We start from the raw sequence: 21,299 nt of genomic DNA on the forward strand, positions 1-21,299 counted from the left end.
CTCGATGACTAGCCCTCGGGGCGCGTCACGGTGATGGCTCCGGCCGCCTCCCGCGCCCGGCGGCGGGCCGAGTCGACGTCGTCGGCCGCCGCCACGGCCACGCCCATGCGGCGTCCCGGGTGCGCGTCGGGCTTGCCGAACAGGCGCACGTCGCTGCCCGGCACCGCCAGCGCCTCGGCGACGCCCCGGTAGGTGACCCCGGCGCCGGTACCGGACTCGACGGGCGACTTAACCACGGCGGAGGCGCCGGGCGAGCGCAGGGCGGTGTCCACCGGCAGACCCAGCAGGGCGCGGGCGTGCAGCTCGAACTCGCTCAGGCGCTGGCTCGCCAGGGTCACCATGCCGGTGTCGTGTGGGCGGGGGGAGACCTCCGAGAAGAGCACCTCCTGGCCGCAGACGAACAGCTCCACCCCGAACAGGCCCCAGCCGCCCAGCGCGCCGGTCACCGCCGCGGCCACCTCCTGCGCGCGGCGCAGGGCCGCCTCTGGAAGCGGATGCGGCTGCCAGGACTCCACGTAGTCGCCCTCGACCTGCCGGTGCCCGACCGGCTCGCAGAACGAGGTGACGGTCTGGCCGGTGCGCGGGTCGCGGGAGCGGACCGTCAGCAGCGTGATCTCCGCATCGAAGTTCACAAAGCCCTCCACGATCACCCGGCCCCGGTCCACCCGGCCCTCCGCGGCCGCCAGCCGCCAGGCGGCCGCCACGTCGTCGGGTCCGCGCAGCACGGACTGGCCATGCCCGGAGGAGGACATGACCGGCTTGACGATGCACGGGTAGCCGATGCGCTCGGCGGCGATGGCCAGCTCGGCCGAAGAGGAGGCGAAGGCATAGGGGCTGGTGGGCAGGCCGAGCGTCTCCGCGGCCAGGCGGCGGATCCCCTCCCGGTCCATGGTCAGGCGCGCGGCACGCGCGGTCGGCACCACCCGCACCGCGCCGGCCTCCTCCAACGCCACCAGGGCGTCGGTGGCCAGCGCCTCGATCTCCGGCACCACGATCCGTGCCCCGGACGCCGCGATCGCCGCGGTCAGCGCCCCCGGGTCGGACATGTCCACGGTCAGGGCGTGCTGGGCGACCTGCTGGGCGGGGGCGCCCGCATAGCGGTCGATCGCGGTGACCTCCACGCCCAGGCGCATCAGCGCGATCGCCACCTCCTTGCCGAGTTCTCCAGAGCCGAGCAGCGCCACCTTCGTGGCCGAGGGCGTTCCCGGGGTGCCGATGCCCATGGCGGCGGGGGAGGGGGATGGGGATGCGGTCACGGTCGCCTCCAAGTCGATTGTGCGCGGTGCGCCTTCGCGCCCGGGCGGCACGGCAGCCGCGTGCCGACTGCTACGGCCACGCTACCGAAACTACGCGAGCCCGGCACAGCCGGTTGTGCCATGCTGGGGGCATGGACGCACAGGACCGAACCGACCCCGGCCGCCCGCCGGCGCCGGATGCCGGCCCCGACCGGATCCCCCCGTCGGTACCCGTCGCCGGACCCGCTCCCGCCGCCCCGCCGCCGCCGGGCCTCCCCCCGCGCAAGCCGGTGCGCCACCTCGCCACCCCAGCGGCGGACGCACCCGCCCCCCGCGATCCGGCCAAGGACACGGTCCCGCGCGGCATCCCAGCCATCGATGAGGCGGCCCCGCCGGTGCCGCCGGCCAAACGGCCGGAGATGATCATCGTCACCGGCATGTCCGGTGCGGGCCGCTCCCGGGCCGCCAACGCCCTGGAGGACCTCGACTGGTACGTGGTGGACAACCTGCCGCCACAGCTGCTGCCGGCGCTCGCGGGCATGATGACAACGGTCGGGGCGGGCGTGCACCGGCTGGCCGCGGTCGTCGATGTGCGCAGCCGCGAGTTCTTCGCCTCCTTCATGAAGTACCTGGGGCAGCTGCGCGACGCCGGCGTGGACGTACGCCTGATCTTCCTGGATGCCTCCGATGCCGCGCTCATCCGCCGCTTCGAGTCCTCCCGCCGCCCCCACCCCTTGCAGGGCACCGGCTCCATCCTGGACGGCATCGAGCATGAGCGCACCCTGCTGGCCGGCCTGAAGGGCACCGCCGACGAGGTCATCAACACCTCCGACTACTCGGTGCACGACCTGGCCCGCCGGATCCGGGAACTGGTCGCCCACGAGTCCGACCTGGGCCTGCGGGTGACGGTCATGTCCTTCGGCTTCAAGTACGGGCTGCCGATGGACGCCGACCACGTCCTGGACGTGCGCTTCATCCCGAACCCCTACTGGGTTTCGGAACTGCGGCATCTGACCGGGCGGGACGCGCCGGTGGCCGAGTACGTGTTCCAGCAGGATGGTGCGGCCGCCTTCGTGGACGGCTACGTGAACCTGCTGATCCCGGCGCTGCCCCGTTACGTGGACGAGCTCAAACCGAATGTCACCATCGCGGTCGGCTGTACCGGCGGCAAGCACCGCTCGGTTGCGACCGCCGAGCGGATCGGCGCCGGCCTGCGGGCCGCGGGATTCAAGGTCGCCGTGCAGCACCGGGACCTGGGGAGGGAGTGAACGTCATGGGACAGACTCCGGGGGAGCCCGGGCACGGTGCAACCGGCATCGACGTGCCCGGCGCCCGCGCCACCATCGACTCGGCCGGCTGGCGTCGACGCGGGGAGGAGGGGCCGGCCGTCGTCGCCCTGGGCGGTGGACACGGCCTGTCCGCCACCCTGCGGGCCCTGCGGCACGTCACCCAGCGGCTCACCGCCGTGGTCACCGTCGCCGACGACGGCGGCTCCTCGGGCCGCCTGCGCCGCGAGTTCAACTGCCTGCCGCCCGGCGACCTGCGCATGGCCCTGGCGGCCCTGACCGACGAGACCGAGTGGGGGCTGACCTGGCGGGATGTGCTCCAGCACCGCTTCTCCGGTGAGGGCGAGCTGGATAACCACGCCCTGGGAAATCTGCTCATCCTGGCCCTGTGGCAGCTGCTCGGCGACGAGGTCGAGGGGCTGGACTGGGTGGGCCGGCTGCTGAGTATTCACGGGCGGGTCATCCCCATGAGCGCCTCCCCGCTGGTGATCGAGGCGGATATCGTCGACGGCGATCACCGCCAGCGCGTCAGTGGACAGGTGGCCGTCGCCTCCACCCGCGGCCGCATGGAGAACGTGCGCGTGGTGCCCGAGGACGCCGATGCACACCCGGAGGCGATCCGCGCCATCGACGCCGCCGACTGGGTGATCCTGGGGCCGGGTTCCTGGTACACCTCGGTGCTGCCGCACCTGATCCTGCCGTCCATGCGCCGCGCCCTGGTCGGCACCCGCGCCCGCAAGGCCGTGGTGCTGAACCTGTCGGCGCAGAGCGGCGAGACCGACGACATGACGCTCGCCGACCATCTGCGCGTGTTGGCCGAATACGCCCCCGACCTGCGCCTGGACGTGGTCATCGCCGACCCGAGCGTGGTGGAGGATGTCGCGGAACTGAGCGCGGTGGCCGACTCCATGGGGGCGGTGCTGATGCTGCGGCAGGTGCGGACGGGGGACGCCCTGTGCCACCATGACCCGTTGCGGCTGGCCGCCGTCTTCCGGGACGCCTTCGACGGCGCGGTGGGGGACATCACCGGCCCGCCGCGCGCCGCCTGACCGGTACCCGAGTGGACTGCACCCAACCGGCCGACCCTGAAAAGCGGCCGCGCGGCAGCCCACAACCAGCCCATAACAGCCCAAAAACAAGGACCAGGAGCATCACCACATGTCGCTGACGGTGACCGTCAAGGACGAGCTCGCCCGCGTAAGTACCGAAAACGCCGCCCAGCGGCGCGCCGAGGTGGCGGCCATGCTGCGCTTCGCCGGCGGACTGCACCTGGTGTCCGGCCGCATCGTGGTGGAGGCCGAGTTGGACCACGGCGGGGCCGTGCGCCGACTGCACCGGGACCTGCGGGAGCTGTACGGCATGACACCGGAGGTGCTGGTGGTTCAGGCCGGCTCCCTGCACCGCGGCAGTCGCTACGTGCTGCGTGTGAGCGACCGCGGCCGCGACCTGGCCCGCCTGACCGGCCTGGTGGACGCCCACGGCCGTCCCGTGCGCGGCATGCCCGTCGCGGTAGTCCAGGGGGGACGCAACGCCTCCGCGGCCGCCTGGCGCGGCGCCTTCCTGGCGCGTGGTTCACTCACCGAGCCGGGTCGCTCCTCCGCCCTGGAGGTCACCTGCCCCGGCAGTGAGGCGGCCCTGGCGCTGGTGGGTGCCGCCCGCCGTTTCGACGTGGTGGCCAAGGCCCGCGAGGTTCGCGGCGCCGACCGGGTGGTGGTTCGCGACGGCGAGGCGATCAGCGTGCTGCTGCAGAAGATGGGGGCCGTGGAGGCCAACGCCACCTGGGTGGAGCGTCGCTCGCGCCGTGAGACCCGCGGCACCGCCAATCGGCTGGCCAACTTCGACGACGCCAACCTGCGCCGCTCGGTGCGCGCCGCCGTCACCTCCGGGGCCCGGGTGGAGCGCGCCTTCGAGATCCTGGGGGAGGACGTGCCCGCGCATCTGGTACAGGCCGGACGGCTGCGCATCCAGAACAAGCAGGCCAGCCTGGAGGAGCTGGGGCGCATGGCCGAACCGCCGCTGACCAAGGACGCGGTGGCCGGACGCATCCGCCGACTGCTGGCCATGGCGGACAAGCGCGCCCACGAGCTGGGCATCCCGGACACGGAATCCGTACTCACCCAGGACATGCTCGACATGTGAGATGCACCCGCGTGTTCGCCCCTGGCGTGTCCGAACCGGCACGGCGGCGTGCACGTAACGCTAGACTCAACCTGCCGGATCGGACGGGGAGCACCCCACGAAGGCCCGGGGCACACCACGTGTGCAGCAAGCTACGAATACGTGCGTCCCATGGCGCACTAGGAGGACACAAAGTGACCACCCGCGTTGGTATCAACGGCTTCGGCCGCATCGGCCGTAACTTCTACCGGGCCGCCCTTGAGCAGGGCGCCGACTTCGAGGTCGTGGCCGTCAACGACCTGACCGACATCAAGACCCTCGCCCACCTCCTCAAGTTCGACTCCATCATGGGCCGCCTCGGCGCCGAGGTCACCTACGACGAGGAGAACATCATCGTCGACGGCAAGCCGATCCGCGTCCTGGCCGAGCGCGAGCCGGGCAACCTGCCCTGGGCGGACCTGGGTGTCGACGTCGTCGTCGAGTCCACCGGTTTCTTCACGGACGCCACCAAGGCCAAGGCGCACATCGACGCCGGCGCCAAGAAGGTCGTCATCTCCGCCCCGGCGAAGAACGAGGACGGCACCTTCGTGGTCGGCGTGAACGAGCAGGACTACGACACCACCAAGCACAACATCATCTCCAACGCCTCCTGCACCACCAACTGCCTCGCGCCGCTGGCCAAGGTGCTGGACGAGGCCTTCGGCATCGAGAACGGCCTGATGGTGACCGTGCACGCCTACACCGGTGACCAGCGCCTGCACGACGCCCCGCACCGCGACCTGCGCCGCGCCCGCGCCGCCGCCCTCAACATCGTCCCGACCTCCACCGGTGCCGCCCGCGCCGTGGCGCTCGTCCTCCCGCAGCTCAAGGGCAAGCTGGACGGCTACGCCATGCGCGTCCCGGTCCCGACCGGCTCCGTCACCGACCTGACCTTCAAGCCCGCCAAGCCGGCCACCGTTGAGGAGATCAACGCCGCCGTCAAGGCCGCCGCCGAGGGCCCGCTCGAGGGCGTTCTGGCCTACTCCGAGGAGGACCTGGTCTCCACCGACATCGTCGGCGACTCCCACTCCTCCATCTTCGACTCCAAGCTGACCAAGGTGCAGGGCGACCAGGTCAAGGTCGTCTCCTGGTACGACAACGAGTGGGGCTACTCCAACCGCCTCGTTCAGCTCACCGCCCTGGTTTGCGAGAAGCTCGCCTGAGTCCGCGTAAGCCGGCACTCACCACTGTGAGCAACTGACGGACGCCCGCGCACGCCAACTCGCGTGCGCGGGCGTCCGCCGCATCCGGCGCGAACACACGCTCCGGACCTCCATCCACCAACCATCCCACCAACACAACCAACACAGCACTGCGAGGTTCCATGAAGACCATCGAGTCCCTCGGCGACCTGAAGGACAAGCGCGTCCTGGTCCGCTCCGACTTCAACGTCCCGCTCGACACCGACAAGCACATCACCGACGACGGCCGCATCCGCGCCGCCCTGCCGACCCTGAAGACCCTGCTCGACGCGGGCGCCAAGGTCATCATCGTCGCCCACCTGGGCCGTCCCAAGGGCCAGGTCAACCCCGACTTCTCCCTCGCCCCGGTTGCCACCCGCCTGGCCGAACTGACCGGCGTGAAGGTCACCCTCGCGCAGGACACCGTCGGCGAGAGCGCCCAGGCCGCCGTCGCCGCCCTCGAGCCCGGCAACATCGTGCTGCTGGAGAACGTCCGCTTCAACGCTGCCGAAACCTCCAAGGACGACGCCGAGCGCGCCGCCTTCGCCGAGCAGCTGGCCGCCCTGGCCGACGTCTTCGTCTCCGACGGCTTCGGCGTCGTGCACCGCAAGCAGGCCTCCGTCTACGACGTGGCCCGCATCCTCCCGGCCGCCTCCGGGCTGCTGGTCGCCAAGGAGATCGAGTCCCTCGGCAAGGCCGTCAACGACCCCGAGCGCCCCTACACCGTGGTGCTGGGCGGCTCCAAGGTCTCCGACAAGCTCGGTGTCATCGCCAACCTGCTGGGCAAGGCCGACCGCCTCCTCATCGGCGGCGGCATGGCCTACACCTTCCTCGCCGCCCAGGGCCACGAGGTCGGCACCTCCCTGCTGGAGGAGGACCAGATCGACACGGTGAAGGGCTACCTGGACACGGCCAAGGCCAACGGCGTCGAGCTGCTCCTGCCCGTCGACACCGTGGTCGCCCCCGAGTTCAAGGCGGACGCCCCGGCCTCCGTCGTCGCCGCCGACGCCATGCCGGCCGACCAGATGGGCCTGGACATCGGCTCCAAGACCCGGGAGCTGTTCGCCCAGGCCATCGCCTCCTCCAAGACGGTGGTCTGGAACGGCCCCATGGGCGTGTTCGAGTTCCCGGCCTTCGCCGAGGGCACCAAGGCCGTCGCCAAGGCCATCTCCGACTCTGACGCCTTCTCCGTGATCGGCGGCGGCGACTCCGCCGCGGCCGTGCGCACGCTCGGCTTCGACGAGTCCACCTTCTCCCACATCTCCACCGGTGGCGGCGCCTCCCTGGAGCTGCTGGAGGGCAAGACCCTGCCCGGTATCGCCGTCCTGGACGACTGACCAACCCCCATCACACAGTTCCCGTAAGGGAACCCGGATAAGGAATACGCAAATGAGCAACCGCACCCCGCTGATGGCGGGCAACTGGAAGATGAACCTCGACCACCTCGAGGCCAACCACCTGGTGCAGGGCCTGGCCATGGCCCTGAGCGACGCCGGGCACGACTACTCCAAGTGCGAGGTCCTGGTGATCCCGCCCTTCACCGACATCCGCACCGTGCAGACGATCGTCGAGGCGGACTCCCTGGACATCAAGTACGGCGCCCAGGACGTGTCCATTCACGACAACGGCGCCTACACCGGCGAGATCTCCACCGCCATGCTCACCAAGCTCGGCTGCAGCTACGTGGTCATGGGCCACTCCGAGCGCCGCGAGTACCACAACGAGTCCGACGAGCTGGTTGGCGCCAAGGCCCGCAAGGTACTGGACGCCGGCATGACGCCGATCCTGTGCTGCGGCGAGGCCCTCGAGGTCCGTAAGGCCGGCACCCACGTCGACTTCGTGCTCGGCCAGATCCGCGCCGCCCTGGCGGGCTGGTCCGCCGAGGACGTCGCCAAGATCGTCATCGCCTACGAGCCCATCTGGGCCATCGGCACCGGCGAGACCGCCACCGCCGACGACGCGCAGGAGGTTTGCGGTGCCATCCGTGAGGCCCTGCGCGCCGACTTCGGCGACGCCACCGCCGACGCCACCCGCATCCTGTACGGCGGCTCGGCCAAGCCCGCCAACATCAAGGAGCTCATGGCTCAGCCCGACATCGACGGCGCTCTCGTCGGCGGCGCCTCGCTGAAGGCCGACTCCTTCGCGCAGATGGCCGGCTTCTACGCCTGACCCGTATCCGCGTCAGTGGCGGGTGCGCCCGACCCCACCGTGGGGTCGGGCGCACCCGCATACATGGGGGAGGGGATCGGGTAGAGTCGCCCACGAAGCGGCGGCCGCCTCATAGCCGCCGGACCACCCCGGCCGAATGCCGAACAGCCGACAACGAAGGGAACCGCGTGGGCACGCTGACCATCATCCTGCAAGTGCTGCTGGTGCTGTCCAGCTTCTTCCTGATCATGACGATCCTCATGCACAAGGGCAGGGGCGGCGGCCTATCGGACATGTTCGGCGGCGGCATCACCTCCTCCGCCGGGTCTTCCGGCGTGGCCGAACGCAACCTCAACCGCATCACCGTCGGCGTCGCCCTGGTATGGGTCGCCACGATCGTCGGCCTGGGCCTACTGGCCCGCTTCGCCTGAACCGGACGAGGTCGCCACGAAACCAGCCGTCGACACCGCGCGCCCCGACGTCGACCCCCGGGGGGACGCACTCGTCCGGGCCCGGGCCGGCTACCTCGCCCACCTGCGGGTGGAGCGCGGGCTCAGCCCCAACACGCTGGCCGCCTATGAGCGCGACCTGGGCCGTTACGCCGACTTCCTGCGCGCCCGCGCCATCCTGACCCCCGCCGCGGTCACCGAGGCGGACGTGACCGCCTTCCTGGAGGCGCTGCGCACCGGCGCCGACGGCGGCCGCCCCCTGGCCGCGTCCTCCGCCTCCCGCACGGTCACTGCCGTACGCGGCTGGCACAAGTTCCTACACGCCGAGGGCATCACCGGCGCCGACCCCTCCGCGGCCGTGCGTCCGCCGCAAGTGGGCCGGCGCCTGCCCAAGGCCCTCACCGTCGACGAGGTGCGTCGTCTGCTGGAGGCCGCCGATGTTGACGACTCCCCGGTGTCACTGCGCGACCGCGCCCTGCTGGAGCTGCTGTACGCCACCGGCGCCCGCATCTCCGAGGCCGTGGGGCTGGTGGTGGACGATCTGGACGCCGAATCCGGCTGCCTGCACCTGTTCGGCAAGGGCCGCAAGGAGCGGATCGTGCCCATGGGCCAGTTCGCCTGGGACGCCCTGGACGCCTACCTGGTGCGCGGCCGCCCCGTGCTGGCCGCCAAGGGCAGGGGGGTGCCCGAGGTGTTCCTCAATACGCTCGGCCGGCCCCTGTCACGCCAGTCCGCCTGGGCGGTGCTGCGGCAGGCGGCCCAGCGCGCCGGGCTGACGGGCGCCGACGCGCAGGGGGAACGGCACATCTCCCCGCACACGTTGCGCCACTCCTTCGCCACCCACCTGCTCGCCGGCGGCGCGGATGTGCGCGTGGTGCAGGAGATGCTCGGCCACGCCTCGGTCACTACCACCCAGATCTACACCAAGGTCACCGTCGACCACCTGCGTGAGGTGTACGCCACCAGCCATCCGCGCGCCCGCGGCTGACCATCGCCGGCGGTCACGGGAACGGTCACCGCGCCCCGCGCTGCCTCTTCGACTAGGCTGCCCGTGTGAGTGACGTGAAGCAGCCCGGCCTGATCGACCCGCCCGATACCCCCGCCGAGGACCAGCAGGAGGAGAAGACCTTCCCCGTCCCCGCGCCGCTCGACTCGCACGGCCCGGCCCGCGTCATCGCCATGTGCAACCAGAAGGGCGGCGTCGGCAAGACCACCACCACCATCAACCTGGGGGCCGCCCTGGCCGAATACGGGCGGAGAGTACTGATCGTGGACTTCGACCCCCAGGGCGCGGCCAGCGCCGGCCTGGGCGTCAACGCCCACGAGTTGGACCAGACGGTCTACGACATGCTGGTGGCCGCCCGCCCCGACGTGCGCCCGATCATTCACCACACCTCCGTGGAGGGACTGGACCTGGTGCCCGCCAACATCGACCTATCCGCCGCCGAGGTGCAACTGGTGGGCGAGGTCGCCCGCGAGCAGGCACTCGCCCGAGTGCTGCGCCCCGTCCTGGACGATTACGACGCCATCATTGTGGACTGCCAGCCGTCGTTGGGCCTGCTGACCGTCAACGCCCTCACCGCCGCCCACGGCGTCATGATCCCCCTGGAGACCGAGTTCTTCGCCCTGCGCGGGGTGGCCCTGCTGGTGGAGACCGTGGACCGGGTACGCGACCGCATCAACCCGCGCCTGCAGATCGACGGCATCCTGGCCACCATGGTGGACCCGCGCACTCTGCACTCCCGGGAGGTGCTCGAGCGCCTGCAGGAGGCCTTCGGGGACAAGCTGTTCGACACGCAGATCCGCCGCACCGTTAAGTTCCCGGACGCCTCCGTCGCCAGCGAGCCCATCACCAGCTACGCCCCCAGTCACCCGGGCGCCGAAGCCTACCGGCGCCTCGCCCGGGAGGTCATTGCCCGCGGCAATGTTGCCTAAGAATGTCGCCTAAACCTGGCTCCGCGAGCGCCGCGGCGGCCGCCTCCCAGCCACCGCTGGAGGGCGCCGCACAGCCCGACGCCGCGGCGAGAACGCAACTGCCGGGATTCAGCGTCAACCTGCCCCAGTTCGAGGGCCCCTTCGACCTGCTGCTCACCCTGATCGCCCGCAAGCGCCTGGACATCACCGAGCTGGCCCTGGCGGAGGTCACCGACGAGTTCATCGCCTACATGCGCGCCGACGGCGACCTGGGTCGCGCCACCGAGTTCCTGGTGGTCGCCTCCACCCTGCTCGCCCTGAAGGCCCACCGGCTGCTACCGCACGACCCGGATGAGGCCGACGAGGACATGGAGCTGCTGGAGGCCCGCGACCTACTGTTCGCCCGCCTGCTGCAGTACCGCGCCTACAAGGAGGCGGCCGCCGCCTTCCGCGGCCGCGCCGAGACCGCCTCCCGCACTCACCCGCGCGTGGTGGCCCTGCCCCCCGAACTGGCGGCGCTACTGCCCCGGCTCGTGGCCACCATCGATGCGGAGGACCTGGCCCGTATCGCCGCCGACGTGTTCACCCGCCCCCACGATCCGGGCGTGCAGACCGTGCACCTGCACGAGCGGGTCCCGGTGGGGGAGCAGCTGCGTATTCTCGCCGACCGGCTGCGCCGGGCCGGCACCCTGACCTTCACCGAGCTGACCGCGGATGCGGGCCGCACCGCCGTCGTCGTCGCCCGCTTCCTCGCCCTGCTCATCATGTACCGGCAGGGCGGCGTCGACCTGACCCAGGCCGCCCCCATGGAGGAGATCACCGTCACCTGGCGCGGCGACGCGGATGCGGCCGGCATGACCAGCCCCGATTTGGAGGAGGAGTTCGCATGAGCATCCCGGAACCCGCGGCCTCCCGGCTGCCCGTGCCCGTGTCGGACGCGGAGTTGCGCGCCGCCGTCGAGGCGGTGCTGGTGGTGGCCGACGAGCCGGTGACCGCGGCCGCCCTGGCGGCCGCCCTCGGCAGGGAGGAGACCGACGTCGAGGCGCTGCTGGAGTCCCTGGCCGCCGAGTACGCCGGCGGGGAGCCGTCCCCCGACCGGGGCGTCCGGGCGCGCGGCTTCGTGCTGCGCCGCGCCGCCGGCGGCTGGCGGCTGGCCTCCGCACCCCGGTTCAGCGACCTGGTGGAACGCTTCGTCATCGGCGGTGCCACCGCACGCCTGTCGCAGGCAGCCCTGGAGACGCTGGCCGTGATCGCCTACCGGCAACCCGTCACCCGCGGCCGGATCGCCGCCATCCGCGGCGTCAACGTCGACGGCGTGGTGCGCACCCTGCACGCCCGCGGCCTGATCGAGGAGGCCGGCAGCGAACCCAGCGGCGCGATTCTGTACCGCACCACCGGCGAGTTCCTGGAGTACCTGGGCCTGGACTCGCTCGACGACCTGCCGCCCCTGGCCCCCTACCTGCCCGACACATCCGCCCTGGGAGACATCGAAGACGAGATCAGCGGGAGAATACTGCCGTGAACCCAAGCCAGGACCACCGCGACGAGCGCACGGACGCCGTGCTGGACTTCGGCGCCGAGGAGTTCTACGACGCCGACGACCTCGAAGAAGTCGACTACGAGGTCGACGCCCCCTCTACGGCTCCCGCCGTGGCGGGAGCCGGCGCCGGCCAGGACGGGCAGGCGCGCACCGAGGACCCCTACGTCGCCGGCGGCCAGCGGCTCCAGAAGGTGCTGGCCCACGCCGGGGTGGGGTCGCGGCGCGTATGCGAGCAGCTGATCGCCGCGGGGAGAGTGAGCGTCGACGGGGTGCGGGTCACCGAACCCGGGGTGCGCGTGGACCCCGCCACTCAGGAGATCCGCGTGGACGGCTCGCGGGTGCTCACCGACCCCGACGTCATCACCATCATGCTGCACAAGCCCGCCGGCGTGGTCACCACCATGGAGGACCCGCAGGGACGGCCCACCGTCGCCGAGTACGCCGAGCGGTACCTGACCGAGCACGCCGAGCAGCTGGGCGGAGTGGAGAAGGCCGCCGCCTTGCGGCTGGTGCACGTGGGCCGGCTGGACGCCGACACCGAGGGGCTGCTGTTGCTGTCCAACGACGGCGAACTCACCCACCGGCTCACCCACCCCAGCTACGAGGTCGCCAAGACCTACGTGGCCGTGGTCAAGGGCCGGGTGGGCGCCGGCCTGCCGCGGCGGCTCCGGCGCGGCGTCGAGCTGGAGGACGGTCCGATCACCGCCGACCGGGCGGTGGTCAAGGATGTCTCCCCGGACGCCTCGATCGTGGAAGTCACCCTGCACTCGGGACGCAACCGCATCGTGCGCCGCATGCTGGCTGCCGTCGGCCACCCGGTGATCCGTCTTTCCCGCACCCGGCTGGGCCCCTTGACCCTGGGTGATCTGCGGCCCGGTGCCATGCGGGCCCTGACCGGCGCCGAGGTCAGCGCCCTGCAGCAGGAGGTGGGCCTGTGAGTGCCATCGGAAACCCCTCGGCCGTCCTGTCCACCCGGGGGCCGGTGCTGGTGGTCGGCACCGGGTTGCTGGGCACCTCCCTGGCGCTGGCCCTGACCGCCGCCGGCGTCCCGGTGCAGCTATCCGACACCTCGCCCACCTCCCTGGCGCTGGCCCGCGATATGGGTGCCGGGCAGGTGCGTGACGAGCACAGCCCCGAACCGGCACTGATCGTGGTCGCCACCCCACCGGACGTGGCCGCGGGCGTGGTTCTGCGCGAACTGGACGCGCACCCGGATGCGGTGGTCACGGATGTCGCGAGCGTCAAGGCGCGCATTGCCGCCGAGGTGCGCCGCCACGGCGGGCGGGACGCGCGCCGCTATGTCGGCTCCCACCCCATGGCCGGGCGGGAGCGGTCGGGGGCCGGCGCGGCCGACTCCGACCTGTTCGCGGGCCGCCCCTGGGTGGTCATCGCCGACGGCGCCACCCCGGAGGCCGAGTTGGCGGTGCGCAACCTGGCCGTCGACGTCGGCGCGACCCCGGTGCGCATGACCGCGGCCGAGCACGACGCCGCCGTCGCCGCCGTCAGCCACGTCCCCCAACTGGTCAGCTCCCTACTGGCCGCGCGTCTGGAGACCACCCCGGAGAACGCGCTCGGTCTGGCCGGGCAGGGACTGCGCGACACCACCCGCATCGCCGCCTCCGATCCGCGGCTGTGGTCGGCCATCGTGGTCGGCAACGCCGGGCCGGTGGCGGACATGCTGCGCCAGCTGCGTGGGGACCTGGACCGCCTGATCGATGGGATCGCACCCGCCGCCGTGTCGCCCGACGACCCCGCCTACACCGCCGCCGGAGACGCCGCTACCATCGCCCCGGGCGCCGTCGGCGCCATTACCGACCTGATGACCCGCGGCAACGCCGGGCAGGCCCGCATACCGGGCAAGCACGGCGGGGCGCCGCGCCGCTACGCACAGGTGCAGGTGCTGGTGCCCGACTCCGCCGGCTCGCTCGGTCGGCTGTTCTCCGACGTCGGCGAGGCGGGCGTCAACATTGAGGACTTTGCCATGGAGCACTCGCCCGGGCAGAGCGCCGGCCTGGCCATGCTCTCGGTCATGCCGGCCGCCGCGCAGGGGCTGGAGGATGCCCTGGATGCCCGCGGCTGGCGCGTGGTCGTGTCCTGAGGCGGCCGGCGTGCGCATCCTGATCGTCGGGGCTGGCGTGATCGGCCTGAGCTACGGCTGGCTGCTGAGCCGATGCCATGAGACAACGGTCCTGGCGCGGCCACCCCGTGCGGAGCAGTTGCGAGCCGGCGTGCAGATGCGGCTGCACCGTGCCGGCGGCGGCCATCGTAGGCAGCCACTGTTCGGCCGATACCTTCCTGAGGTTGTCACTGCGCCCGTGGACGCCGAGCTGACGCTCGTCACGGTGGACCGGCTCCACCTGCATGAGGTGCTTCCGACCGTCGCACCACTTGCCGGGCGGACATCGCTGCTATTCATGCTCAACCATTGGGATATCGTCACTCAGCTGCGGGAGTGGCTCCCGCGAGAGGACTACGTTCTCGGCTTCCCCGGCCAGATCGGCGGGGGACGCACCGACGCGGGCGGCGACGTCGGCATTGAGGCGACGCTCTACCGTCACGGCACGCGCCTGGAAGCGGACACGCCTGCGAAACGCGCCGCCCTGGACACAGCCGTCTCTGCCCTGACCACGGCCGGGCTGTCGGTCCGACGGGAGCGGGACATGGCCGGCTGGCTCGCCGTGCATTACCTCCAACAGTCCCTCACCCTCGGCCCACTGCTGGAAGCGGGTGGCTATGACCGGCTGTGCACCGACAGGGACGCCCTGCGACGCATGGTGCTGGCGCTGCGCGAAGGAGTCGCCGTATGCCGGGCGCGGGGCATCGTCACCGGCGGGATACGACCTGCACCGCTGCTGCGTCTACCGGCGCGGATCGTCGCAGTGGGCCTGGGCCGCATGTTTGCTCAGGCCGACACCCGCCGCATGGTGTTGGCGCACTTGGCACACGGGCGTGAGGAGTGGAGGGCCGGCTTCTTTGAGGTGCTGGAGGCCGGCGAGCATTTCGGCGTGCCCATGCCGGTGTGGGACAGCTATGCGCCTCTGGTGGCCGGCGGAAGTACCCGATGACCGGCTGTGGGCGGACTCATCTGCTGCGGATCCGCGCCCGGCCGCGTCATTGTGGGACGCTTACCCCTTGAGGCCAACCGGGCTCGCCTGAGCCTGCGGGGTTGAATGTTGGAGGAGCACATGGGAATCGTCGTCGCCATTGACGGGCCGTCCGGGTCCGGCAAGTCCACGGTGTCCAAGCGGGTTGCGGCCGCGCTGGGGCTGGCCTACCTGGACACCGGCGCCATGTACCGGGCGGCCGCCTGGTGGTGCGAGCGCACCGGCATCGACCTGGACGACGCCGCTGCCGTCACCCACGCCGTGCAGGCCATGCCGCTGGTGATGGGGCTGGACCCCGAGGCGCCCGGCGTCACCTGCGACGGGGTGGACCTCGCCGAGGCCATCCGCGACCCGCACATCTCCACCGTGGTCTCCAAGGTTGCCACCAACCTGGACGTGCGCGCCGAATTGGCCCGGCTCCAGCGGGAGATCATCCGTGCCGAGGCGACCGGCCTGGCCGGCTCCTTCTCCCGCGGCGCCGGCATCATCGCCGAGGGGCGCGACATCACCACGGTGGTCGCCCCCGACGCCGACGTGCGCCTGCTGCTGACCGCCAGCGAGCAGGCCCGGCTCGCCCGCCGCGCCGCCGACCTGGATGCCGCCGGCAAGGCCGTGGATGCGGCCGCCCTGCGCGACCAGGTGGTGCGCCGCGACCACGACGACGCCACCGTCTCCCAGTTCCTCACCGTTCCTGAGGGCGTCACCGCCGTGGATACCTCCGATCTGACGCTGGAGGAGACCATCGCCCGCGTCACCGAACTGGTCGAGCAGGCGCGCACCGAGGCCGCCGAGCGCGAGCGCTTGGAGGACGCCCGCGCCGACGCGCTGCGCGCAGGCCTGGACGACTACGTGCTCGACGCCGACGACCAGGCGGTGCTCGCGGGGGAGGAGATCCCCAGCGCCCAGGCGGGGCTGGAGGCAGGATTGCCGGTGCTGGCCGTCGTCGGCCGACCCAATGTCGGCAAGTCGACGCTCGTTAATCGCGTGCTGGGGCGGCGCGCCGCCGTCGTGCAGGACGTGCCGGGCGTGACCCGCGACCGCGTCTCCTACCCGGCCGAATGGGCCGGCAAGCGCTTCACCATCGTCGACACCGGCGGCTGGGAGGTTGACGTGGCCGGCCTGGACGCCGCCGTCGCCGCGCAGGCCGAGGCCGCCGTGGACTTGGCCGACGCCGTGCTGCTGGTGGTGGACGCCCGCGTGGGGGTCACCGAGGCCGACGACCGGATCGTCAAGATGCTGCGCCGCTCCGGCAAGCCGGTGGTGCTGGCCGCCAACAAGGTCGACTCGCCCGTGCAGGAGGGCGACGCCGCCGCGCTGTGGGCCCTGGGTCTGGGCGAGCCCTACGCCGTCTCCGCCCTACACGGCCGCGGCAGCGGCGAGCTGCTCGACGCCGCCGTCGCCATCCTGCCGGAGGTGTCCGCCGTGGCCGGGCCGGAGCGCAGCGACGACCTGCACCGCATCGCCCTGGTGGGGCGCCCCAACGTCGGCAAGTCCTCACTGCTGAACCAGCTCGCCGGCAACGAGCGGGTGGTGGTCAACGAGCTGGCCGGCACCACCCGCGACCCGGTGGACGAGGTCGTCGAGTTCGACGGCCGCCAGTGGCTGCTGGTGGACACCGCCGGCATCCGCCGCCGCATCCGGCAGGCGCGCGGTGCCGACTACTACGCGGTGCTGCGCACTCAGGGGGCGGTGGAGAAGGCCGAGGTGGCAGTGGTCCTGCTGGACGCCTCCGAGGCCATCACCGAGCAGGACATCCGCGTGATCCAGCAGGTGGTCGACGCCGGACGCGCCCTGGTGATCGTCAACAACAAGTGGGACCTGGTTGACGAGGACCGCCGCAAGCAGCTGGAGTGGGAGGCGGAGCACGAGCTCGCCCATGTGGACTGGGCGCCGCGCATCAACCTCTCCGCCCGCACCGGCTGGCACACCAACCGCTTGGCGCGCGCCCTGGACACGGCCCTGGCCGGCTGGAACACGCGCGTGCCCACGGGGCGGCTCAATGCCTTCCTGGGGGAGCTACAGGCGGCCAGCCCGCACCCGGTGCGAGGCGGCAAGCAGCCCCGCATCCTGTTCGCCACCCAGGTGCAGACCGCCCCGCCACGCATCGTCATCTTCACGACCGGATTCCTGGACGCCGGTTACCGGCGCTTCATCGAGAACCGGCTGCGTGAGGAGTTCGGCTTCGCCGGCACCCCCATCCAGATCGGTGTGCGCGTGCGCGAGCGTCGTCAGCGGCGCTGAGGGCGGCTTCGCCCGGCCGTGAGCGCGCGCCGGGTGCGGCAGAATGTCCACGATCGGCATTAACGCCGGGCTCGGCCGCTCGGGGTGATTCCGCATCCGCGTGATTCCAAGGACTGGCTGACCCGTGGCTTGGGATTGCGGGCTTGTTCGTGCCGATTTCGGACATTTCTTCGCGGCAGTTGTACGATCGCGGCATGGTCGACACGGCGTCGTGGATCGCTGACCTCAAGGAGTTGGAGCCCGCCGACTGGCCCGCGTACCTGAACCAGCGCTCGGGGCTTCCCGGCCCCCGCGCGAACATCGAGCTGATCGCGACGGCCGCGCGGGCCGCCGATCCAGACACGATCGAAGAACTGCTGGCCGACGGCGGCGAGTACACCACTGCCTGTGCGGCCGCCGCAATTGGCTACCGGGCGGCCGATGCGCCATATGAGCGACGGGCGCGGGAGCTTGCCACCGACGAGCGCTGGCGCGTGCGCGAGGCCGTCACCATCGGCCTGCAGCTACTGGGGGACTCCGACCCGCAAACACTGTTCTCCCTCGTCCTGACATGGGCCGACGACGATGACCCGTTGGTACAGCGCGCCGCCGCGGTGACGATCTGCGAGCCGCGGCTGCTGTGTACCGCCGAGGCCGCTCGGCTCGCCATCGACGTGTGCCGGCGCACCACCGATCACCTCATTGCACTGCCGCCGCAGGACCGCAAGGCCCCGGCGGCGCGGACGCTGCGCAAGTCCCTCGGCTACTGCTGGAGCGTGGCCGTGGCGGCCGACCCCGGCGCGGGGCTCCCCGTATTCGCGGCGCTCGACGTCGGCGACCCCGACGTGGCCTGGATCGTCACCCAGAACCGCCGCAAGAAGCGCCTGTCCAAGCTCCTGGACAACCCAGGCTGACCCCGGAGCGGTGTTGCCGGGGCGGCTCGGCATGCCAACGTACGGGCGGTGTCAAGATCGATGACAAACGCCGGGGAAGCGCTCTTCTACGCCACTCGGTACCCGCATGGTTCCAACGTTTTGTGAAGCGCCTGGAGCGCTGCGGATTTCGTTTGTCATCGATTTTGACAGCAAGAGCGCGGAGCGAGCCACGGCGAGGCAGCGGATCACTGACTTCGTGAGGCGCTCCTCAGTTCCACACCCCGGAGGAGCCGCGCCGCCAGGATCCCACCAGGTGGGTGTCCACGATGCCGATGGCCTCCATAAGCGCGAACGCCGTCGTCGGGCCGACGAACCGGAAGCCCAGGCGCTTGAGCCGGCGAGCCAGCGCCTCCGACTCCGGCGAGCGCGTGGGCGTCTCCGCCAGCGTGCGCGGGGCGGGCGTGGCCGCCGGCCGGTAGGACCAGACCAGGCCCGCCAGGCCGCCGTCGACGTCGTCGGCCTCCCGCAGGGCCACGGTGGCCCGGGCGTTGTTGATGGTGGCCAGGATCTTCGCACGGTTGCGCACGATCCGGGTGTCGGCCAGCAGGCGGGCCACGTCGTCGTCCCCGAAGGCGGCCACCGCCTCCGGCTGGAAGTCGGCGAAGGCCTCCCGGAAGGCTGGCCGCTTGACCAGGATGGTGCGCCAGGACAGGCCGGACTGGAAGGCCTCCAGGCTGAGGCGCTCGAACACGCCGCGCTCATCGCGCACGGGCATGCCCCACTCGGTGTCGTAGTAGTCGCGCAGCAGCGGGTCGGCGGCGGCCCACACCGGCCGCGCCAGCCCGTCCTCGCCGATCACCAGGTCTTCCATGCGGTAACCGTAGCGGACGGCCTAGACTGCTTCCATGTCGACAACACGCACACCGGTTGACCCCACCGCCACGGCCGCCTGGAAGCGGCTTACCGAGCTGCACAAGTCCATGGAGCCCGACCTGCGCGCCTGGTTCGCCCAGGACCCGCAGCGTGCCGAGCGCTACTCCTACGAGGTGGGCGACCTGTTCGTCGACCTGTCCAAGAACTTCCTGACCGACGAGGTCCGCGACGCCCTGGTGGAACTCGCCGAGGCCGTGGACGTGCCCGGCCGCCGTGACGCCATGTTCGCGGGCGAGCACATCAACATCACCGAGGACCGCGCCGTCCTGCACACCGCCCTGCGCCGCCCCGCCACCGACACCCTCACCGTGGACGGGCAGGACGTCGTAGCCGACGTGCACGAGGTCCTGGAGAAGATCTACGCCTTCGCCCGCCGCGTGCGCTCGGGGGAGTGGACCGGCGTGACCGGCAAGCCCATCAAGACGGTCGTCAACATCGGTATCGGCGGCAGCGACCTCGGCCCGGTCATGGTCTATGAGGCCCTGCGCCCCTACGTGCAGGAGGGGCTGGAGGCCCGCTTCATCTCCAACATCGACCCCAACGACTGCGCCGAGAAGGTCTCCGACCTGGACCCGGAGACCACCCTGTTCATCATCGCCTCCAAGACCTTCACCACCCTGGAGACCCTCACCAACGCCCGCATGGCCCGCACCTGGCTGCTGGAGGCGCTGGCCTCGCGCGGCATCAGCACCGACGGCGCCGTAGCCAAGCACTTCGTGGCCGTGTCCACCGCCCTGGACAAGGTGGAGGCCTTCGGCATCGACCCTGCCAACGCCTTCGGCTTCTGGAACTGGGTGGGCGGGCGCTACTCGGTGGACTCCGCCGTCGGCACCGTGCTGGCCGTGACCGTCGGCCCGGAGAACTTCGCGGACTTCCTGTCCGGTTTCCACGCCGTCGACGAGCACTTCGCCACCAAGGCGCCGGCGGAGAACGTGCCCATGCTCATGGGCCTGCTCAACGTCTGGTACGTGAACTTCTTCCAGGCCGCCTCCCACGCGGTGCTGCCCTACGCCCAGTACCTGCACCGCTTCCCGGCCTACCTTCAGCAGCTGACCATGGAGTCCAACGGCAAGTCCGTGCGCTGGGACGGCAGCCCCGTGGTGGCCGACACCGGGGAGATCTTCTGGGGCGAGCCCGGCACCAACGGCCAGCACGCCTTCTTCCAGCTGCTGCACCAGGGCACCCGGCTGATCCCCGCCGACTTCATCACCGTCGCCAACCCGGCCCACCCGGTCAAGGACGGCGAAGCGGACGTGCACGAGCTGCTGCTGTCCAACTTCCTGGCCCAGACCGCCGCCCTCGCCTTCGGCAAGACCGCCGATGAGGTGCGCGCGGAGGGCACCCCTGAGGCGATCGTCCCGGCCCGTGTGTTCAGCGGCAACCGGCCGACGACGTCGATCCTCGCCCCGGCACTGACCCCCGCCGTGGTCGGGCAGCTGATCGCCCTGTACGAGCACATCACCTTCACCGAGGGCATCGTGTGGGGCATCGACTCCTTCGACCAGTGGGGCGTGGAGCTCGGCAAGAAGCTGGCCCTGGAGATCGCCCCCGCGGTGCGCGGAGACGAGGCCGCATACGCCGGCCAGGACGCCTCCACCCGGCAGCTGATCGACCGCTACCGCGGCCTGCGGCACTGACCGCGGACGACTCGGTACAGACATGACGCCGGGAGCGGGGGAGACCTACCCCTCGCTGATCGACGACGTCCGCCTGCGCCCGCTCACCACTGCCGAGCAGCAGCGCTTTTCGCGCAATGCACTCGTGCCTCGGGTGGGCGGGCGCAGAGGGACAGCCAACTCGTAGGAGGCAAATATGCACACCGTCACCGCCGCGCAGCTGCGCGAGCGCATTGCCGCCGGGGAACTGCCCGGGCGGGCCTTCACGCTGCTGGACGTGCGCGAGCCGCACGAGGTCGAGCTCGAGGCGATCGATGGCTCCGTGCACATCCCGCTCGCCCAGGTGGTCGAGCGCCGTGGTGAGCTCGATCCGAGCCGGGAGCTGATTGTCTACTGCGCCGGTGGCGTGCGCTCCGCCCGCGCCATTGCGGCCCTGGAAGATGCTGGATACGTCGGCCCCATGACCAACCTGGATGGCGGCATCAAGGCCTGGAACGCCTCTGCCTGACCCGCCGAGGTCGGCGGGACTTACGTGCCGAGGTCGGTGGAAGGGGCCGCGATGGGACTGCGGCAACGGTGAGCGGCGTCACCGCCCACGGATTTCGACGCTGGCACCCGGATGGGCTATTGTCTTCCGTGTT

At 71.4% G+C, this 21,299-nt stretch carries 19 protein-coding genes and 1 pseudogene; 18 read left to right on the forward strand and 2 right to left on the reverse strand.

Going from position 1 to position 21,299, the window contains the following annotated elements; genetic code table 11:
- Positions 1–8: 8 nt before the first annotated feature.
- Positions 9–1,223, reverse strand: a complete 1,215-nt coding sequence (gene purT / locus C3B71_RS07110; protein WP_108969663.1) for a formate-dependent phosphoribosylglycinamide formyltransferase — start codon at positions 1,221–1,223, stop codon at positions 9–11.
- 164 nt (positions 1,224–1,387) lie between these two features.
- On the opposite strand from purT, the gene rapZ reads away from it, so the two are divergent.
- The 16 genes and pseudogenes from rapZ (at position 1,388) to C3B71_RS07190 (ending at position 18,148) form a co-directional block, all read left to right on the forward strand.
- On the forward strand, positions 1,388–2,503 hold the full coding sequence (rapZ, locus tag C3B71_RS07115; RefSeq protein WP_083565894.1) for an RNase adapter RapZ: 1,116 nt from the start codon (positions 1,388–1,390) through the stop codon (positions 2,501–2,503).
- Between the two features lie 5 nt (positions 2,504–2,508).
- Positions 2,509–3,570, forward strand: a complete 1,062-nt coding sequence (locus C3B71_RS07120; protein ID WP_083565893.1) for a gluconeogenesis factor YvcK family protein — start codon at positions 2,509–2,511, stop codon at positions 3,568–3,570.
- 109 nt (positions 3,571–3,679) lie between these two features.
- Complete coding sequence (gene whiA, locus C3B71_RS07125) at positions 3,680–4,660, forward strand: DNA-binding protein WhiA (RefSeq protein WP_073332394.1); 981 nt, start codon at positions 3,680–3,682, stop codon at positions 4,658–4,660.
- 173 nt (positions 4,661–4,833) lie between these two features.
- A complete protein-coding gene (gene gap / locus C3B71_RS07130) occupies positions 4,834–5,841 on the forward strand; it encodes a type I glyceraldehyde-3-phosphate dehydrogenase (protein ID WP_073332391.1) in 1,008 nt (335 codons plus the stop codon).
- A 161-nt stretch (positions 5,842–6,002) separates the two neighbouring features.
- The gene (locus C3B71_RS07135; RefSeq protein WP_108967032.1) at positions 6,003–7,196 is read left to right on the forward strand and encodes a phosphoglycerate kinase; all 1,194 of its coding nucleotides are present in this window, start codon (positions 6,003–6,005) and stop codon (positions 7,194–7,196) included.
- Positions 7,197–7,248: 52 nt separating this feature from the next.
- Positions 7,249–8,028, forward strand: a complete 780-nt coding sequence (gene tpiA, locus C3B71_RS07140) for a triose-phosphate isomerase (RefSeq protein ID WP_073332385.1) — start codon at positions 7,249–7,251, stop codon at positions 8,026–8,028.
- 167 nt (positions 8,029–8,195) lie between these two features.
- Positions 8,196–8,438 carry a preprotein translocase subunit SecG gene (gene secG, locus C3B71_RS07145; protein ID WP_073332382.1) on the forward strand — a complete coding sequence of 81 codons (243 nt, stop codon included), beginning with the start codon at positions 8,196–8,198 and terminating at the stop codon, positions 8,436–8,438.
- A 70-nt stretch (positions 8,439–8,508) separates the two neighbouring features.
- Positions 8,509–9,444: pseudogene (gene xerD / locus C3B71_RS07150) on the forward strand (site-specific tyrosine recombinase XerD); the annotation flags it as partial.
- Between the two features lie 65 nt (positions 9,445–9,509).
- Positions 9,510–10,391, forward strand: coding sequence for a ParA family protein (locus tag C3B71_RS07155; RefSeq protein ID WP_108967036.1), 882 nt, complete (start codon positions 9,510–9,512; stop codon positions 10,389–10,391).
- Positions 10,392–10,393: 2 nt separating this feature from the next.
- Positions 10,394–11,260, forward strand: a complete 867-nt coding sequence (locus C3B71_RS07160; RefSeq protein ID WP_073332373.1) for a segregation and condensation protein A — start codon at positions 10,394–10,396, stop codon at positions 11,258–11,260.
- Positions 11,257–11,892 carry an SMC-Scp complex subunit ScpB gene (gene scpB / locus C3B71_RS07165; protein ID WP_108967038.1) on the forward strand — a complete coding sequence of 212 codons (636 nt, stop codon included), beginning with the start codon at positions 11,257–11,259 and terminating at the stop codon, positions 11,890–11,892. The genes C3B71_RS07160 and scpB overlap by 4 nt, the downstream gene beginning before the upstream one ends.
- Entirely contained in the window at positions 11,889–12,848 is a 960-nt protein-coding gene (locus tag C3B71_RS07170) for a pseudouridine synthase (protein ID WP_108967040.1), read from the forward strand. Before scpB ends, C3B71_RS07170 begins: the two co-directional genes overlap by 4 nt.
- On the forward strand, positions 12,845–14,008 hold the full coding sequence (locus C3B71_RS07175) for a prephenate dehydrogenase (RefSeq protein WP_108967042.1): 1,164 nt from the start codon (positions 12,845–12,847) through the stop codon (positions 14,006–14,008). The genes C3B71_RS07170 and C3B71_RS07175 overlap by 4 nt, the downstream gene beginning before the upstream one ends.
- 10 nt (positions 14,009–14,018) lie before the next feature.
- Positions 14,019–14,975, forward strand: a complete 957-nt coding sequence (locus tag C3B71_RS07180; protein ID WP_159097659.1) for a ketopantoate reductase family protein — start codon at positions 14,019–14,021, stop codon at positions 14,973–14,975.
- 120 nt (positions 14,976–15,095) lie between these two features.
- Positions 15,096–17,255 carry a bifunctional cytidylate kinase/GTPase Der gene (gene der, locus C3B71_RS07185; RefSeq protein ID WP_108967046.1) on the forward strand — a complete coding sequence of 720 codons (2,160 nt, stop codon included), beginning with the start codon at positions 15,096–15,098 and terminating at the stop codon, positions 17,253–17,255.
- Positions 17,256–17,449: 194 nt separating this feature from the next.
- The gene (locus tag C3B71_RS07190) at positions 17,450–18,148 is read left to right on the forward strand and encodes a PBS lyase heat domain-containing protein repeat-containing protein (RefSeq protein ID WP_108969666.1); all 699 of its coding nucleotides are present in this window, start codon (positions 17,450–17,452) and stop codon (positions 18,146–18,148) included.
- Between the two features lie 229 nt (positions 18,149–18,377).
- Here C3B71_RS07190 and C3B71_RS07195 read toward each other — a convergent pair whose 3' ends face one another.
- Positions 18,378–18,980 (reverse strand): DNA-3-methyladenine glycosylase I, encoded by a 603-nt coding sequence (locus tag C3B71_RS07195; protein WP_108967048.1) that lies wholly within the window; start codon positions 18,978–18,980, stop codon positions 18,378–18,380.
- A 34-nt stretch (positions 18,981–19,014) separates the two neighbouring features.
- On the opposite strand from C3B71_RS07195, the gene pgi reads away from it, so the two are divergent.
- Together pgi and C3B71_RS07205 are read left to right on the forward strand one after the other, a co-directional pair.
- Positions 19,015–20,679 carry a glucose-6-phosphate isomerase gene (gene pgi / locus C3B71_RS07200; RefSeq protein ID WP_108967050.1) on the forward strand — a complete coding sequence of 555 codons (1,665 nt, stop codon included), beginning with the start codon at positions 19,015–19,017 and terminating at the stop codon, positions 20,677–20,679.
- A gap of 175 nt (positions 20,680–20,854) precedes the next feature.
- Positions 20,855–21,166 carry a rhodanese-like domain-containing protein gene (locus tag C3B71_RS07205; RefSeq protein WP_108967052.1) on the forward strand — a complete coding sequence of 104 codons (312 nt, stop codon included), beginning with the start codon at positions 20,855–20,857 and terminating at the stop codon, positions 21,164–21,166.
- Positions 21,167–21,299 lie beyond the last annotated feature (133 nt).

The sequence above is a fragment of the Actinomyces sp. Z16 genome, assembly GCF_003111765.1.
Taxonomy (GTDB): Bacteria; Actinomycetota; Actinomycetes; order Actinomycetales; family Actinomycetaceae; genus Actinomyces; species Actinomyces glycerinitolerans.

Coding starts and splice junctions, on each gene's coding strand:
- purT (WP_108969663.1), bottom strand. CDS start 1,223: ATGGGCATCGGCACCCCGGGAACGCCCTCGGCCACGAAGGTGGCGCTG.
- rapZ (WP_083565894.1), top strand. CDS start 1,388: ATGGACGCACAGGACCGAACCGACCCCGGCCGCCCGCCGGCGCCGGAT.
- C3B71_RS07120 (WP_083565893.1), top strand. CDS start 2,509: ATGGGACAGACTCCGGGGGAGCCCGGGCACGGTGCAACCGGCATCGAC.
- whiA (WP_073332394.1), top strand. CDS start 3,680: ATGTCGCTGACGGTGACCGTCAAGGACGAGCTCGCCCGCGTAAGTACC.
- C3B71_RS07135 (WP_108967032.1), top strand. CDS start 6,003: ATGAAGACCATCGAGTCCCTCGGCGACCTGAAGGACAAGCGCGTCCTG.
- tpiA (WP_073332385.1), top strand. CDS start 7,249: ATGAGCAACCGCACCCCGCTGATGGCGGGCAACTGGAAGATGAACCTC.
- C3B71_RS07160 (WP_073332373.1), top strand. CDS start 10,394: ATGTCGCCTAAACCTGGCTCCGCGAGCGCCGCGGCGGCCGCCTCCCAG.
- scpB (WP_108967038.1), top strand. CDS start 11,257: ATGAGCATCCCGGAACCCGCGGCCTCCCGGCTGCCCGTGCCCGTGTCG.
- der (WP_108967046.1), top strand. CDS start 15,096: ATGGGAATCGTCGTCGCCATTGACGGGCCGTCCGGGTCCGGCAAGTCC.
- C3B71_RS07190 (WP_108969666.1), top strand. CDS start 17,450: ATGGTCGACACGGCGTCGTGGATCGCTGACCTCAAGGAGTTGGAGCCC.
- C3B71_RS07195 (WP_108967048.1), bottom strand. CDS start 18,980: ATGGAAGACCTGGTGATCGGCGAGGACGGGCTGGCGCGGCCGGTGTGG.
- pgi (WP_108967050.1), top strand. CDS start 19,015: ATGTCGACAACACGCACACCGGTTGACCCCACCGCCACGGCCGCCTGG.
- C3B71_RS07205 (WP_108967052.1), top strand. CDS start 20,855: ATGCACACCGTCACCGCCGCGCAGCTGCGCGAGCGCATTGCCGCCGGG.